This is a genomic window from Brevundimonas sp. (assembly GCF_041648055.1).
In the GTDB taxonomy this organism is placed as follows: domain Bacteria; phylum Pseudomonadota; class Alphaproteobacteria; order Caulobacterales; family Caulobacteraceae; genus Brevundimonas.
The window spans coordinates 1,236,914-1,253,195 of sequence record NZ_JBAZPS010000001.1 but is presented as its reverse complement, the minus strand read 5'-3'; the positions used below and the strand labels follow the sequence as shown (position 1 = coordinate 1,253,195).

Below are 16,282 nucleotides of genomic sequence, written 5' to 3'. Positions count from 1 at the left end.
TCAGCGGACGGTGAAGGCGAAAGTCCCCGTCATGCGGTGTCCGTCGGAGGACGCCGCACGCCAGTTCACCGTATAGGCACCGGCCGCGAGTGCGCGTGCCGTACGGCCCGTGATGGTCTTGCCGTCTTCCGACACGGAGGAGGTCACGGTGACCTTGGTGCCAGCTGCGGTTACCACGTCCAGGCCCGAAAACGCCGGGGCCACGCGCTCGCTGAAGGTCACGGTAATCGCGCGGGTGGAGGCGACAGTCGCGCTGGCCGCAGGGCTGGAGGCCACGACGCGCGCATGCGCATCGGCCTGGGTCGCGACCAGAAGCAGGGCACCGGCCGCACCGATCAGGGACAGGATTTTGCGGGAAGACATGGGATGAAACTCCGAATAACCAGAAGGGCTCATAAGGTTATACGGACATCACAGCCCCATCCCTCATTGCGGATCGGATTCTGTGTTCGGGTTCGTCGTGGAGACCTGTGAAGCGACGGGCCCTGAACGGTGCTGTCAGTTGGCCAGCCGTTGGTAGGATTTTCCTGAATGCCGATTATGCGCGTTCGGGGTTCACGCCTTTTGCGCAAAAACGGGCAGGGAGACTGGTGTCCGCTTATAACTCAAAGCGGACTTCAAACATCTCCGCTTTCGGCACCCGAAGAGACTGTCTAGTCCCATTCACCGTTCGCGAAGTCTTAACCCCCGCCAATCCGATCCAGCCCCGCCACGGCCTCCGCCGACAGCACAAGGTCGGCCGCCTTCAGGTTTTCCTTCAGATGTCCGACCGACGAGGTGCCAGGGATTAGCAACAGGTTGGGCGAGCGTTGCAGCAGCCAGGCCAGTGCCACCTGCATCGGCGTCGCCCCCAGTTCGGCCGCGACTTCCGATAAGGCGTCGGATTGCAGCGGTGTGAAACCGTCCCGGTGGGAAATAGGGCACATAAGTGATGCCTGCTTGGGCCAGCGTGGACACCATGGCGTCATCCTCGCGGTGGGCGAGGTTGTAGAGGTTTTGCACGCAGACGATCTCAGCCATGCCCCGCGCCTCGGCGATTTGGGTCGGGGTCACGGTGCTGAGGCCGATGTGGCGAACCAGTCCCTGTTTATGCAGATCGACCATGGTCGACAGGGGTTCGGCGATCGACCCCCCGCTAGGCCCATGTCCGTCGGCCGAACCCATGATGCTCAGGTTGACGATGTCCATCGCCTCCAGGCCCAGATTGCGCAGGTTGTCGTGTACCGCGCTCGTCAACTCCGCTGTCGACATGGCCGGTAACCATCGGCGTGCTCGCCGTGATCGCCCAGGCTGAGCGCGAGATGATTTCGCGGAGAACAACCGAGGCCTTGGCTGCAATCAAACACAAGATTGCTCGCGGAGAGACACACCTTTCGAGCCGAAGCGGACGACCTGTTAAGGGGCTGGGCAATCCTCGCGCTGAAGGAGCGCTCGGGAAATACGCAGGAGATTTGACGCTAGCTCGGCGGGCGCGTGCACGCCGAACGGCCATTCGATATCGCGAGCTCGCCCCCGTTGTGGCTGCAATTATGGCTGCCGGACACACCAAGGCTTCGGCCGTGGCAGCAGAGCTCAAGCGACAGGGCATCGCCACTGCTCGCGGCGCTAATTGGCACCCTTCAACAGCAGCTAGGTATATCGGCGCGACGCTTGCCCGGATGCGCCGCTGATACATGTCAACTATGCGCCAGTAGCCGACATTGGTTCATAGCGGGGAACGTGACATTGAGACTGCAGCATGTCACCGGATGCCTGATCGGTCCAACTTACTCAAAGGTCAATCCAGACCTGCAGGTTGGGTGCTCTTGAGGCCTTGGCTGTTGCTGGCTAAAGGGAGATTGCGGGCAAACGCGGACGCCCGTTCAGACGTGTCGTCGTCCAAGTTCCGCTCCCTCATCCGCGCAACTACGCGGAGCACGGAGCGTGCGAGATGACGACAACTGTCGATGCGGGCAAGCCGCCGGCCATAAGCCATTCGGCGCTGTTCGCGCGGTTCATCAAGTTCGGCTGTCTAGCGTTCGGCGGTCCTGTCGCTCAGATCGCCATGATCAAGCGCGAACTGGTCGAGCGCGAGCGCTGGATGGAACCGGCGCACTTCAATCGGCTGCTCGCGGTCATGCAGGTCTTGCCGGGGCCAGAAGCGCACGAACTGTGCGTGCATCTGGGTATCCGGGCGAAGGGGCGTCTGGGTGGACTACTGGCGGGCCTTGGCTTCATGCTGCCGGGCCTGATGCTGATGATGGGCGTGGCCTGGGCCTATGTACGGTTCGGTCTGGCCCAGGGACCGCTCGAAGCGGCCTTCCTCGGCGTTCAGGTGGCGGTGATCGCCGTCATCGTTCGGGCTGTTCACAGGATCGGCGCGCATATCCTGGAGGACAGGCTGTTGTGGGTGCTGGCGATCGGTGCCGGGATCGCGACGCTGGTAGGGGTCAGCTTCTGGATCGTGCTGATCGGAGCGGGGCTGACCTATGCGTTCTGGAGCGATGGAAGGAGGGGGCTTGCCCTGGCCTGCGTCGCCGTGACGATCGGAGTCGCATCCGTGGTGCAACTCTTGCTCGACCTTGAAAGCGGGGTCGGCTGGCCTAGCGCGGCCGCGTCGTCGGATGTGCAGGCCGTCGGGGTGCTCGCTCTGTTCGTCGCGGGTCTCAAAGCAGGGCTGCTGACCTTTGGGGGCGCCTATACGGCCATCCCCTATGTTCGGGCCGATACTGTCAGCCGAGGCTGGATCACCGACGGGCAGTTCCTGGATGGCGTGGCCGTGGCAGGCGTGCTGCCGGCCCCGCTGGTGATCTTCGCCACTTTCGTCGGTTATGTCGCCGGGGGTCCGTGGGGCGCGCTGGCTATCACGGCGGGCATCTTCCTGCCCGCCTTCGCCTTTTCGATGATCTTCTACGAGCGGCTGGAACGGGTGATGGACATGCCGCGCCTCCAGACCCTGCTGTCCGGTGTGGCGGCAGCCGTCGTGGGTATCATCGGTGCCACGACGATGCAACTTGGCGTCGTCACAGCCCAGCGCGTTCCATCGATCTGGGCGGGGCTGGCGATCTTTCTGGCGGCGCTGGTCGTGGTCTATCTGTGGAAGAGCAAGTTCAGCGCGGTCTTCGTTCTGGCGGGGACTGCCGTGGCCGGGGCGACCGTGTTCGGCGGGGTTTAAAGGTCTTGCAAGGCGCGACCGCGAAGCTGTTGTGAAATCGACCGCCTCACCGTATGCAGGCTCATTCGGGACGCTTGATGACTTCACTGGCTCGCACCTTTTGCACACTCTTCGCCGTCGCCATCCTGGCGGCGCTGAACCTGCATGGGGTGACACAGTCGCAGCACGCGATGGCCCATGTCGCCGACTGGCCTGCCGTTGCCCTGGTCGATCAGGGCAATGACCACGACCATCATGCGGCTCATGTCCACGTCGCGCCTGACGAGTTGCCGAACGATGATGAGGGCAGCGACTCCGATGGAGACCGTCCCATCGGCCATCACCACCATGGTCTTGGCGAAAGCCAAGGTGCCATGCCGGTCATCAGCCGGGATTTGAGCGAGACTCCTCGCCTGATCCTGTCCCTGGGGGTCCCCGGCTCGGGACCGCCCTTGTCCAGCCTCACGGGCGACGGACCCGAACACCCTCCCAAACGGATGCGCACGGTCGTCTGAACCGGCGCGGCCCTTTCGGCTGCGCGCAACCCGTTTCCCGGAGATTTCCTTGAAGACCCCGAACACCGGCGTAGCCGGGTCGTGCGCGCGTGCAGCAGCCGTTTCGGCACTGGCACTCTCGCTGGCGGCCCTGCTGTCACACCCAACCTTGGCCCAGGACCCCACTGGCGCAGCTGTTTTGATCCCGACGATCTCGTTGGAGCAGGCGCTCGCACGCGCTTCCGCTGTAGATCCTGCCCTGCCGGGTCTGGACGCGCGGACACGTGCCGGCGACGCCGCTGTGCGACAGGCCGATGTGCGGCCCAACCCGACGCTCGGGCTCATGATCGAAAACCTGCCCACTCTGGGCGGCGGCGACATTCTGGGCCGGACCGAGACGACTCTGTCCTATGAACAGAGGATCGAGCGCGGTGGCGATCGTCCAGCCCGGGTCGATCTGGCACGCGGCGAAAGCGCTCTGGTCCAGGCCGAGGCAGCGATCCGGCGGCTTGATCGCCTGGAGCAGGTCCAGCGCGCCTGGGCGGAAGCGCTCGGTGCCCAGGCTGACCTTGAAATCGCCCGTGAACGTCTGGCCCTGGCCGAACGCTTCCAGTCCGAGGTGCAGCGTCGCGTCGACATGGCGCGTGATCCGCTGTTCGCCGGGGCCCGCGCGGAGGCCGAACTGGCCCAGGCCCAGATTGATTACGACCAGGCCGAAATCCAGGCGCGCCTGGCCCGTGCCACCCTCGGCCGGTTCTGGACCGGCACGTCTGACTTTTCTCTGAATTCGGCAGACTTCGAAGACACGAGCGCGGCCCGGGACGTCGCGGGCGAGGCGTCCGGGATCGACCTCGCCGTTCTGGCCGCCCAGCGCGATGTGGCCCAGGCGAGGGGCCGGGTCGAACAGGCCCGCGCCACGCCGGACGCCACGGTCAGCGTCGGCGTCCGCCACTTCTGGGAGGGTCAGGACCTGGGTCTGGTCGTCGGCGGCTCCATTCCGCTAGGGCGTTATGATCGCAATGAGGCCGCTATAGACCGCGCGCGCTTTGATGGGTTGGCCGCACAGGCCGACATGGTGGCGCTGCGGGAGGAGCGCGAGCGCGAGATCGCTCGGCTTCAGGTCCTGCTGGCTTCGCGCGCTATGGAGGCGCGTCGCATCACCAGCGAGACCCTGCCCCAGGCTGATCGCGCCGTGGTGCTCGTCCGCGAAGGCTTCGCGCGAGGCGGTTTCACCTACAACGACGTCATCTCCGCCCAGAACGCGCTGCTCACCACCAAGGCCCGACATGTCGCCGTGCTGAAACAGTTCCACCTTGATCGCGCCCGCCTTGACCGGCTGACCGGCGCGCATGCCGGCCTGCTCGGCCTGGAGACCCGCCCATGATCTGCTCCACGAAATCGCGAGGCCTGATCGCCGCATTGTTCATGGTCCTGACGGCTGGATTGTCCGCCTGCGGGCAGGGTCCAGCTGAAGAGGCTGGGACCGAGGTTGCCGCCGGAGAGTACGAACGCGGTCCGCATCGCGGGCGGATGCTGCGAGACGGCGACTTTGCGCTTGAGGTCACCATCTATGAAGACGGACCGGAACCCCTGTTCCGCCTCTACCCGTATCTCAACGACAAGCCGGTCGATCCGACGCTGGTGCAGGCGACGATCGCCTTGGGCCGAACAGGTCCGAAGACCGATCGGTTCACCTTCACGCCCGAGAACGACTACCTCACCGGTCCTGGGGTCGTAGCCGAGCCGCACTCGTTCGACGTGACGGTCACCGCCGCCCACTCCGGCAAGCAGCACCGCTGGGCTTATGCTTCCTATGAGGGTCGCACGACCATTGCCGCCGACGCCGCCCGGGCTGGTGGCGTATCGGTGGAACGTGTTGGTCCCGCGACGCTGGGGGAGAGCCTGGCATTGACCGGACGGGTCGAGATCACGCCCGAGGGTCAGGCCGAGGTCCATGCCCGTTATCCGGGCCGGGTCATGGCCCTGAACGTCGAACTCGGAACCCGGGTTTCGCGCGGGCAGGTTATCGCCCGGGTGGAGTCGAGCGAGAGCCTCCAAACCTATGCAGTCACTGCCCCTATCTCGGGCATGATCGTGGCCAAGAACGTCAACGTCGGCTCCATCACCGGCGGCGGCGAGCCGATGCTGATGATCGGCGATCCCACCCGGCTCCACGCCGAGTTTCTGCTCTATCCCCGTGACGCCGAACGGGTCCGGGCGGGCCAGCCGGTCGTAGTGAAGAGCCTAGCCGGCGACTACACCTTCAACGGCCGGATCGAGGCGGTCCTGCCCTCTACCGACCTGACCAGCCAGGTTCTGATCGCACACGTCGATCTACCCTATCAGGGCGGCATCTGGCGGCCCGGGCTCGGCGTCTCCGGTGAGGTGCAGGTCGGGGCGGGCCAGGTTCCCCTGGCTGTTCGGACCCGCGCACTCCAGCCGTTCCGCGACTTCACCGTCGTCTATGCTCGCTTCGGCACGACCTATGAGGTGCGGATGCTGGAGTTGGGTCGCCGCACGCCGGAGTGGACCGAGGTTCTGGGCGGTATCGAACCGGGCACCGACTATGTGGTGGACGGAGCCTTCCTTATCCGCGCGGACGTCGAGAAGTCCGGCGCGAGCCATGACCACTAGGGGCGCGGACCATGCTTGAACGCATCATCGCGCTGTCGATCCGGTTCCGCTGGATCGTCATGGCGCTCGTGGTTTTGGCCTGTGCGGTCGGCGTCTGGAGTTTCCAGCGTCTGCCCATCGACGCCACGCCCGACATCACCAACGTCCAGGTCCAGATCAACACCGAGGCGCCCGGCTTCTCGCCGCTGGAGGCCGAACAGCGGATCACCTTCCCGGTCGAGACCGCCGTCGCTGGGGTGCCGGGGCTGCAATATACCCGCTCGGTCTCGCGCTACGGCCTCAGCCAGGTGACGGTTGTCTTCGAGGATGGCACCGACATCTATTTTGCGCGCCAACTGGTCAATGAACGGCTCCAGGCCGCGCGGGGCCAGCTGCCGGAGGGTCTGACCCCCGAGCTGGGTCCCATCGCAACCGGGCTCGGCGAAATCTTCATGTATACGATTGAGGCCGAACAGGGCGCGCGTCGCCCCGACGGCGAACTCTATACGCCCGAAGACCTTCGGACGCTCCAGGACTGGGTCATCCGTCCGCAACTGCGCAACACGCCGGGCGTCACTGACGTCAACACCATCGGCGGCTTCGAGCGTCAGTATCACGTCACGCCATATCCGGACCGGTTGGTTTCTTACGGCGTCACGATGGCCGAGGTTGTGGAGGCGTTGAACCGCAACAACGCCAACGTCGGCGCTGGCTATGTCGAACGGTTCGGCGAGCAATATCTGGTTCGCGTGCCGGGTCAGGCCGAGAGCCTGGACGACCTCGGTGCCATCATTGTCTCCAATCGCAACGGTGTGCCGGTTCGGGTCGCGGACGTCGCCGATCTGATCATGGGCGAGGAACTGCGCACCGGCGCTGCGACCGAGGACGGCCGCGAGGTCGTGCTGGGCACCGTCTTCATGCTGGTGGGAGAGAACAGCCGCACTGTCGCCCAGGCCGTCGCCGCGCGGCTGGAAACAGCCGCCGAGGCCCTACCGGCGGGGGTTCGAGCCGTTCCGGTCTACGACCGCACCGATCTCGTGGACCGAGCCATCCACACCGTCGAGAAGAACCTGGTCGAAGGGGCGCTCCTTGTCATCGTCGTCCTGTTCCTGCTGCTCGGGAACATCCGCGCCGCCCTGATTACCGCAGCCGTCATTCCCATCACCATGCTGATGACCATCACAGGCATGGTCCAGACAGGCGTCTCTGGCAATCTGATGAGCCTGGGCGCGCTGGACTTCGGCCTGATCGTCGATGGGGCTGTCATCATTGTTGAGAACTGCCTGCGCCGATTTGGCCAGGCCCAGCATCAGCACGGTCGCCTGCTGACCCGCGACGAGCGTTTCGCCTTGGCCGCTTCAGCATCCAGCGAGGTGATCCGGCCGTCGCTGTTCGGCGTCCTGATCATCACCCTCGTCTACGTCCCGATCTTCGCCCTGACCGGGGTGGAGGGGAAGATGTTCCATCCAATGGCGATCACGGTCGTAATCGCCCTGACGTGCGCGCTGGTCCTGTCACTGGTCTTCGTCCCTGCCGCCGTCGCCATGTTCGTCACCGGCAAGGTGGAGGAGAAGGACAGCTTCGTCATGCGGGGCGCGCGCCGGTTCTACCAGCCGGCGCTGGAGATGGCCCTGCGGCTGCGGGTGGCTTTCGTCGCGGTGGCCGTCGCCCTGGTCGCGATCGCGGCCTTGGGGGCCAGCCGGATGGGGTCGGAGTTCATCCCGAACCTCGACGAAGGCGACATCGCGCTGCACGCCCTGCGCATCCCGGGCACGTCGCTCAGCCAAGCCGTGCAGATGCAGACGGCGCTGGAGCGGCGCATCGCTCAGTTCCCCGAGGTGGAGCGGGTCGTGGCCAAGATCGGCACCGCCGAGATCGCCACCGACCCCATGCCGCCTTCGGTGGCCGACACCTTCATCATGCTGAAGGACCGCGAGGACTGGCCGGACCCCAGGAAGCCCCGCGCCGAACTGCTGGCGGAGATGCAGTCGGCCGTCGCCGAAATTCCCGGCAACAACTACGAGTTCACCCAACCGATCCAGATGCGGTTCAACGAACTGCTGTCCGGCGTGCGGGCCGACGTCGCCATCAAGGTGTTCGGCGACGACCTCGACCAGTTGCTGGAGGTCGGCAACGCCGTCGAAGGCGTGATCGGCGGCATCGAGGGGGCCGAGGACGTCTCGGTTGAACAGGTCACCGGCCTGCCCGTGCTCCAGATCAGACCTGATCGCGCCGCCCTGTCGCGGCTGGGCATCAGCATGGACGACGTCCAGCAGGTGGTGTCGGCCTCGATCGGTGGCGTCGTCGCCGGTCAGGTGTTCGAAGGTGATCGGCGCTTCGACGTGGTGGTCCGCCTGCCCGAAACCCTGAGGCAGGATACCGAGAGCATCGGCCGTCTCCGCATCCCCGTACCGGGCTCCGGCGGGACCGCCTTCGTGCCGCTGGAGGAGATCGCCACCATCGCGGTCGAGACCGGTCCGAACCAGATCAGCCGCGAGGACGGCAAGCGCCGCGTCGTCGTCACCGCAAACGTGCGGGGCCGCGACCTGGGCTCGTTCATCGCCGAGGTTCAGGAGAAGGTCGGGGCCGAGGTCGAGGTGCCGGCCGGATACTGGATCAGCTACGGCGGCACGTTCGAGCAACTGATTTCGGCCGCCAAGCGGCTGCAGCTGGTCGTGCCGGTGGTGCTGCTGCTGATCTTCGGTCTGCTTTTCGCCCTGTTCCGGTCGGTGAAGGACGCCGCCATCGTCTTCTCCGGCGTGCCCCTGGCCCTGACCGGCGGCGTGGCGGCCCTGGCGATGCGGGGGCTGCCCCTGTCCATCTCGGCGGCGGTCGGCTTCATCGCCCTGTCCGGCGTCGCCGTCCTGAACGGCGTCGTCATGGTCAGCTTCATCCGAAGCCTGATCGCCGAGGGCAAGCCGGTCGGCGAGGCCATCCGCGAGGGCGCCCTGACCCGGCTGCGGCCGGTGCTGATGACCGCCCTGGTCGCCAGCCTCGGCTTCGTGCCCATGGCGCTGAACGTGGGCGCCGGGGCCGAGGTCCAGCGCCCGCTTGCGACGGTCGTGATCGGCGGGATCATCTCCTCGACGATCCTGACCCTGCTCGTGCTGCCCGCCCTCTACAGCCTAGTCCACGGCCGTCCGCTACGCCCTGCGGGCGCGCGGCCCGCCTGGATGAACCGTCTTCCCTTCAACCGGAGAAACGCATGACCGCCACGACCCATCGATGGGCGGCCTGGCTAAGGACGCCTTCCGGCGTCCTTGTGCTGGGGCTGCTGATCCTGTTCCTCAACGGCTGCCTGACCGCCGCCTTCGCCCACGGCGTCGCCGACGGCGACAAGGGCTATATTCAGGAAACCTCCGGCTTCCTGTTCTGGCCGTTCCTGTATCTGGGGGCCAAGCACATGGTCACCGGCTACGACCACCTGCTGTTCCTGCTCGGGGTGATCTTCTTCCTCTACCGAATGAAGGACATCTCGATCTATGTGACGCTGTTCGCCATCGGCCATTCCTCGACCCTGCTGCTCGGCGTGCTGACCGACGTCAGCGTTTCCAGTTACCTCGTCGACGCCATCATCGGCCTGTCGGTCGTCTACAAAGCCCTCGACAACATGGGGGCCTATCAGCGCTGGTTCGGCTTCCAGCCGAATACCAAGGCGGCGACTCTGGTCTTCGGCCTATTCCACGGCTTCGGCCTGGCGACCAAACTGCAGGACTTCAACATGTCGCCCGACGGCCTGATCGGCAATCTGCTGGCCTTCAACGTCGGCGTCGAGATCGGCCAGCTACTGGCGCTTGGGGCCATCCTGATCGTCATGAGCTTCTGGCGGAAGTCCTCCAGCTTCTGGCGTCACGCCTACACCGCCAATGTGGTCGTCATGACCCTCGGCTTCATCCTGGCGGGCTATCAGCTCGTCGGCTTCTTCGTCGCCTGACCGGAGACCTAACCCATGTATAACGCCAACAAGCCCGACGCCTCCGAACTGCCCTCGACCGGCAAGCTGCTGAAGTCGACGGGCATCGCCGCTGTCATCGCGACCGTCCTTCTGGTCACCGTCGTCCTTCCCGCCGAATACGGCGTCGACCCCACGCGCATCGGCTCAGTGCTCGGTCTGACCGAGATGGGCCGCATCAAGATGCAACTCACCGCCGAAGCCGAGGCTGAAGAGGCGGGACTGGCCGTGGCGGCGTCCGCCCCTGCCGTCGTAACCACCACTGCCCCGGCCACCCCGGCCGGAACGGCTTCCACCCCGGCCAGTCAACGCACAGACGAAACCATCATCACCCTCGCGCCCGATCAGGGTGCCGAGATCAAGCTGGTGATGGAGCAAGGCGCGCGCGTCGAATTCACATGGACGAGCAGCGGCGGAGCGGTCAATTTCGACACCCACGCCGACCGCCCCGGCACGCCCTACCACGGCTATGGCAAGGGCTCGGAGCAACGGGTCGAGGGCGAACTCGTCGCCGCCTTTACGGGTAGTCACGGCTGGTTCTGGCGCAACCGCACCGGCGAGCCGGTGACCATCACGCTCCAGACCACGGGCGCATACTCAGAGGTCAAACGGGTGGTCTAGATGCTTTACTTCATCCTCAAGGCCGCGCTCTCCGGCGTAATCATCGCGGCGATCTCGACTGTATCCAGACGCTACCCTGGATTTGGCGCACTTATTGCTTCGCTGCCGCTGATCTCGGTTCTGGGCATGATCTGGCTGTGGCGCGAGCGACCTGATGTCACGAATATGGCGGACCATGCCCAGGCGACCTTCTGGTTCGTCCTGCCATCCCTGCCGATGTTTCTCGTGATCCCTGCCTTGCTTAGAGCGGGCGTCAACTTTTGGGCGGCCCTGATCGCCGGATGCCTGCTGACCATCGTGCTCTATAGCGTCATGATCTGGCTCGGGCCGAGGTTCGGCCTGCGGCTGTGAACGACGTGCCTGCGACGCGATGGAACGGAGCGTCTCCACCGACCGAGAGCGGACCTACGGAAGGTCCGCCATGAGTTAGAAGCGGACGGTCGGGACTTGAACTAGGCGTTGTCTCTCAGCCGATCTGACCGGAAGGGGCCTTCATCAACCGATGGAGGCCTACATGAGCGTTTTGGACAAACTAGAACTGACCGCTGGCGGCGAACGCCGAGCCGTCTATGAGCCGGTGCAGGTGCGCCGTCGCAAACTGGCCGCGGGCCTACTTGATCAGATCAAGCTGATTGACGCCATTGAGCAGGGTGAAGCGCACACGAAAACGAAGGTGCGCAAACAGATGGAACAAGGCACGAACGAGGTGGTCACGACGCACGAGACCCGCTCGGTCTCGCCGTGGTGGACGATCGATGATGACGGCAAGGTCCATTTCGCCATTCGTTACGGTGCCATGCGGCTGAAGCTGAAGGGCACGAACGACACCATCGTGTGCAAGTCGCTCGGCGACCTCCGTCAGATCCTCCCGCCGCTAAGGCAAGAAGCTCTGACGGGATCTTTCGATGCTGCTTTGGCCAAGGCCGCCGCAGAACTTCAAACTCGCTTCAAGCCGAAGAAGCCGTCGAAGTCGTAGCCAGCACCGTTAGTTAGACGCCTCCCGGCGATGGGGCTGGGGGGCGTCTTCGTCGGAAATGATCTCGCGGATCGATACAAAAATATCATCCATTTAGGTTCGGGGTCGTCAGCAGGATCGTCCCTCCTGATGGTGATCACGATTGTGCTTGCACAGTCGCCAGGATCGAAGGTCTCGAGATTGATTATATGGGAAAGCCGTTCCCGGTAACGACCCTAAGCGTGGACTGGAGCCGGACGGGTTCGTCGCGGCCGAACGTTCGCACCAACTTCAAAGAGCTGAAACCGGGCTCACGTGTGAGTTCCACAATGAGTGTCTCAGCATTTCCAATTCGCCATTCGGATGATCGCCAAGGCACGGGCAAGCCTGGCCGCCTGGGCTTCCCATGTTTGAGAAGGATGCAGTGATATCCACGCCTGGCTAGGTCGGGCCGGATGACAGAATGTTCGTGAACACACCGGAGTTCATCCTCACTGGTGAACAGGTGGGTAGCGGACTGGATAGTGCCGTTCCGACGCCACTCACCGGTGAGAACGCTGTTCGGAATCATTCCACGATCAACCCGCCGACCTAGGATCTCACCGCTGACAACCTTCGCTGCGAGTCGTGCGAACTGCGCCTGACCGATACCGCTGTCGATGCTGCAGATCACCCTCGCGGCGCTCAGGCCAGTGAGCGCATGGACTTTGGCCAAGTACGGCCCCCTCGGGGCAGGATCGTCAGCAGTTTGCAAGCCAGAAGGCAGGCCTCTTTTCATTGCAGACATGGCATGACTCCGGGCTGCGCCGAGCGAGCTCGACACGAGTGAGAACTGTGGAATGTGTAAGTGTCGAATAACCCTCAATTACAGGGCGCTGAGATACCGCATCACGCTTCGTGGGTCGGACTTTCAGCAGTTCGGATTAGGCCGGAGTCGGGCACAACGACCCCACTGAGTTCCGGGATTTCCGGGAAGATCCAAGGTTCTTTCGGCAACGGACTGCAGTGGTACCCCGAGGTGATCATTCGCTGTTGGCTGCATGCCGTTCTGCGTCAGCAGTAGAGCGTTCTGATTGGCATCTGGCATCGAATGGCCTCCCCAAAAGCGAGGTCAGCCGTATAGAAGTATTTGCAGACAAAGTCTACAAAATTCGCATCACATGTTCAATGAAAACAGTACCTTACACATGTTGCAAAGACTAATCGATGTTGATGGGTGAAACGATGATCACACCATGCTGCGAAACCTAATCGATGCTCACGAGCAAAGAGTAACAGGAGTTGGCCTGCGCTTTTTAGCGCCCCTGCGATCTGGAGCGAGTTGTCCCGAGCATCAGCAAAAGCTGGTTCAGATCGCCGGGAGTTCGATATCACGCCGGGTTTGGCCGTGTAGGTCGTGAACGCTTATAACCTAGCGTTGGAAATCCCGGTGCGACCTGCCGGGATCGCCCAAGAATCATAGGCACCTCACTGGGCCCGAAGAGCATTTTTGGCAGCGATGTGGGCATCTTCGGGCGTCCCAGACAGCGTGACTTCCGCCAGAATGGTGCCGAGTGGATCAATCTTCAGCACCGTCGGGGCACCCCTGATCGCTACATACAGATCACCCGCAAATTCGATGTGGTCGATCAGTTCTCGCAGGCTATTCGCCGTCATTGATCGAGCTTCACGTCGCTCTTCTGTTTCTGGCCCGTGCAGAAGATGATGGACGGCGACCACCCGCTCGATGTGCCGCTCGGGACTGACGGCTCCTCTGGCTTGTTCTAGCCTTCGTTTCAGATCAGCGGTGGATGACACGGCTGTGGCTATTTCTGACCGGGCTGCGGTCCAGCGCTGGCGAACCTCTGCGTCGCCTGTTTCCTCGTACAGGTCGAGCATCCGACCAGCTCGCTCCTTCGCCCGCTCAAGTTCACGCAATGCCCGGTATTCAGCGTCGACTAGACCCGCCATGCCATCTGAATTCTCAAAGTAGTGGTCGGACAATGCAGTCGTCAGGAAGGCTTCGAGAATGCCGTGTTCAAGCGCCTCATATCGATAATGTTTGTCGTGATCGCAGGGACCTCCACGCACTCTCAATGCACAGCTGAGATAGCTCGCCTGACGCTGGGGATGCGCTACGCCTTTGCGCATCCTAACCCCCTCAGGTGACTTCAGCTGAAAGGCCATGGAACCACCGCAGTGCCCACATCGGCAAAGTCCGCTCAACAAGTTTCGGACCTGTCCCCGTTGTCCATCGTTGCCGGGAACAGCAGGGCGCTGGGCTCGCACGGTTGCCCACAGCGTTTCGGAAACTACTGCGGGGTAATAGCCTGAAATTGGGTCGCCGATAGGGACACGACGAGCCGATCCACGGGGCTTGGTGTGCGGCTGAAACTCGCCGATCACTGCAGGGTTTTGCAGGATCTTCTGGACGTAGCTGGAGTGCCAGGCGGACGCCTTGCTTTTCCCCCTTCCCCAAGGTTCGACGTTTCGCCGATTTAGGTCAGAGGTGATGGCACGTTTCCCTTCGCCTTCTGACGTCCGCTGGAAAATCTCGTGCACGATCGCTGCCCGGTCAGGCACGATCTCGAATGCTGCCTTGTTTGCATCTATGCGGAGCCATGCAGGGCATACGCCAGTGATCGGCCGGATATCAGCTTGCCCGAGCCGGTCTCGCTTAATCTTCCAACTTGCTGACAGCCGCTCGCTTTTATGACGACTCTCTTCGTGCGCTCGGAATGAGTTGAACACCAACCCCATGAAGCCCATGAGATTGGTGCTGATGGTGTCCGTGTTGATGATGTAGCCGTCATTGGCCGTGGCAATCGTGACGCCGAGCGTCGTTACTTTTTGAATCCAAGCGATCACCTGGGCGGGCGGAAGACGACTAATCCGGTCGAGCTGTTCCACGACGATTGTGATGTCTCGGGGAAGCTGCCCAGCCTCGACTCGGCTGACTATCTTCCCGAGGTTACCGGTCTGGACATTGGTGCCGGCATAGGCGCTTGACCCCTCGTCGGTTACTCGTTCGAGAATCTCCAGTTCGTGCTGCGTGCAGTAGCGCTCGACCACCTGAAGCTGCCGCTCCAGGGTCGATCCTTTGCCTTGTTCAAGCGAACTCCAACGAGCGTAAGCGACGGCCAACATGACCAATCGCCTAAACGAAATTCCTGGGCTGTTAAACAAATAACATGCTGTTCGTCGGCCCGCCCGGCTCGGGCAAGTCGATGATGGCGGCGCGCCTGCCGGGTCTTCTGCCGCCGCTGACGCCCAAGGAACTGCTGGAAACCTCCATGGTCTGGTCGGTGGCCGGGATGATCGAGCGTGGCTCCCTGACCCGCGAACGTCCGTTTCGCGCGCCTCACCACTCCGCCTCCATGGCCGCGCTGACGGGTGGCGGGCACAAGGCCAAGCCGGGCGAGGCGTCGCTGGCTCACAACGGCGTGTTGTTCCTCGATGAACTGCCCGAATATTCGGCCCAGGCGCTGGACAGCCTGCGCCAGCCGCTCGAGACGGGCGAGATCGTGGTGGCCCGCGCCAATGCCCATGTCCGCTATCCGGCGCGGTTCCAGCTGATCGCGGCCATGAACCCCTGCCGATGCGGTCTGGGCGGCGGCGGGCGCGGTGCGTGCGGCAAGGCTCCACGCTGTCAGCGGGACTATCAGAACCGCATCTCCGGCCCGATGTTCGACCGTATCGACCTGACGGTCGAGACGCCACCGGTGACCGCCGCCGACATGGCCTTGCCGCCGCCGTCCGAAGGCACCGCCGAGGCCTCGGCCCGCGTCCAGACCGCCCGTGCCATGCAGGAGGACCGCCTGCGCGCCGCCGGGATCGATCCGGACATCGCCCGCGATCAGGCCATCAACGCCCGCGCCTCGGGCGAGACGCTGGACCGCTTCGCCCGGCCGGACGAGGCGGGGCGCGCCCTTCTGATGCGGGCGGGCGAGGCCGGGGGCCTGACCGCGCGCGGCTGGACCCGAACCCTGCGTCTGGCGCGCACCATCGCAGATCTAGACGGTTGCGAGGGCGTGCTGCGCCGCCACATCGCCGAGGCCCTGATCTATCGCCGCACCACCGTCGGGGCTCAGGGCGATTTCGAACGCCAGACCAATCATCACAGCACCTCTGCTTTCTGAGGCAGCCGGAGACTCGATTGGCAAAAGTGCCGACGAGGGCAGGCAGCTACCCTTGGTGCTGCTGAGCAGTCTTCCGACGCCTTAGAAGACAGCCCAAAGCCAGCGCGAGAAGCACGACATAGCTCCAGATATAGTAGGCGCTGAAAAATCCTTCCTGCATCATCGCAGGCGTCAGGGCGAAGCCGACGTGCGTCAGCAGGATCATGATCTGCGCCCCTGCGGCCAACATGAGCCATAGCCGGACGCTGCTCAGAGCTTGAACCGCCAGCCACACCGCCAGAAGGATGTCGACAGCCAGAATGGCCCACTGAACGCCTCTGGACCCGTCGTTATCGACGATTACGGATGCCACCCAGCATATAGCCACGGCTGCGGTAGCCCTGCGCTCAGGCGCTC

The 16,282-nt window shown here is 63.7% G+C and carries 13 protein-coding genes and 2 pseudogenes; 10 read left to right on the top strand and 5 right to left on the bottom strand.

Annotation, left to right across the window (positions count from 1 at the left end; translation table 11 throughout):
* From copC to WC585_RS06155, 3 genes and pseudogenes are all read right to left on the bottom strand, one after another.
* On the bottom strand, positions 1-363 hold the full coding sequence (gene copC, locus WC585_RS06165) for a copper homeostasis periplasmic binding protein CopC (RefSeq protein WP_373256747.1): 363 nt from the start codon (positions 361-363) through the stop codon (positions 1-3).
* Positions 364-680: 317 nt separating this feature from the next.
* Positions 681-839: an aldo/keto reductase gene (locus tag WC585_RS06160; protein ID WP_373256815.1), complete on the bottom strand. Its 159-nt coding sequence runs from the start codon at positions 837-839 to the stop codon at positions 681-683.
* Positions 840-921: 82 nt separating this feature from the next.
* Positions 922-1,320: pseudogene (locus WC585_RS06155) on the bottom strand (aldo/keto reductase); the annotation flags it as partial.
* A gap of 610 nt (positions 1,321-1,930) precedes the next feature.
* Between WC585_RS06155 and chrA the strand changes: the two are divergent.
* The 9 genes from chrA to WC585_RS06110 all read left to right on the top strand — a co-directional run bounded on the left by chrA (position 1,931) and on the right by WC585_RS06110 (position 11,789).
* A complete protein-coding gene (gene chrA / locus WC585_RS06150; RefSeq protein ID WP_373256745.1) occupies positions 1,931-3,154 on the top strand; it encodes a chromate efflux transporter in 1,224 nt (407 codons plus the stop codon).
* Between the two features lie 77 nt (positions 3,155-3,231).
* Positions 3,232-3,648 carry a hypothetical protein gene (locus WC585_RS06145; protein ID WP_373256743.1) on the top strand — a complete coding sequence of 139 codons (417 nt, stop codon included), beginning with the start codon at positions 3,232-3,234 and terminating at the stop codon, positions 3,646-3,648.
* 49 nt (positions 3,649-3,697) lie between these two features.
* On the top strand, positions 3,698-5,011 hold the full coding sequence (locus WC585_RS06140; RefSeq protein WP_373256741.1) for a TolC family protein: 1,314 nt from the start codon (positions 3,698-3,700) through the stop codon (positions 5,009-5,011).
* A complete protein-coding gene (locus WC585_RS06135) occupies positions 5,008-6,261 on the top strand; it encodes an efflux RND transporter periplasmic adaptor subunit (protein ID WP_373256739.1) in 1,254 nt (417 codons plus the stop codon). The genes WC585_RS06140 and WC585_RS06135 overlap by 4 nt, the downstream gene beginning before the upstream one ends.
* A gap of 11 nt (positions 6,262-6,272) precedes the next feature.
* Positions 6,273-9,449: an efflux RND transporter permease subunit gene (locus WC585_RS06130; RefSeq protein ID WP_373256737.1), complete on the top strand. Its 3,177-nt coding sequence runs from the start codon at positions 6,273-6,275 to the stop codon at positions 9,447-9,449.
* Positions 9,446-10,174: a HupE/UreJ family protein gene (locus WC585_RS06125; protein WP_373256735.1), complete on the top strand. Its 729-nt coding sequence runs from the start codon at positions 9,446-9,448 to the stop codon at positions 10,172-10,174. The genes WC585_RS06130 and WC585_RS06125 overlap by 4 nt, the downstream gene beginning before the upstream one ends.
* Positions 10,175-10,189: 15 nt before the next feature.
* Positions 10,190-10,813, top strand: a complete 624-nt coding sequence (locus WC585_RS06120; RefSeq protein WP_373256733.1) for a transmembrane anchor protein — start codon at positions 10,190-10,192, stop codon at positions 10,811-10,813.
* A complete protein-coding gene (locus WC585_RS06115; protein ID WP_373256731.1) occupies positions 10,814-11,164 on the top strand; it encodes a DUF3147 family protein in 351 nt (116 codons plus the stop codon).
* A 163-nt stretch (positions 11,165-11,327) separates the two neighbouring features.
* Positions 11,328-11,789: a hypothetical protein gene (locus tag WC585_RS06110; protein ID WP_373256729.1), complete on the top strand. Its 462-nt coding sequence runs from the start codon at positions 11,328-11,330 to the stop codon at positions 11,787-11,789.
* Positions 11,790-13,235: 1,446 nt separating this feature from the next.
* Here WC585_RS06110 and WC585_RS06105 read toward each other — a convergent pair.
* Complete coding sequence (locus WC585_RS06105; RefSeq protein WP_373256727.1) at positions 13,236-14,894, bottom strand: recombinase family protein; 1,659 nt, start codon at positions 14,892-14,894, stop codon at positions 13,236-13,238.
* Between the two features lie 38 nt (positions 14,895-14,932).
* Between WC585_RS06105 and WC585_RS06100 the strand changes: the two are divergent.
* Positions 14,933-15,886 (top strand): annotated as a pseudogene (locus WC585_RS06100) (ATP-binding protein); the annotation flags it as partial.
* A 46-nt stretch (positions 15,887-15,932) separates the two neighbouring features.
* On the opposite strand, the gene WC585_RS06095 reads toward WC585_RS06100, so the two are convergent.
* On the bottom strand, positions 15,933-16,253 hold the full coding sequence (locus WC585_RS06095; RefSeq protein WP_373256726.1) for a hypothetical protein: 321 nt from the start codon (positions 16,251-16,253) through the stop codon (positions 15,933-15,935).
* Positions 16,254-16,282: the final 29 nt, after the last annotated feature.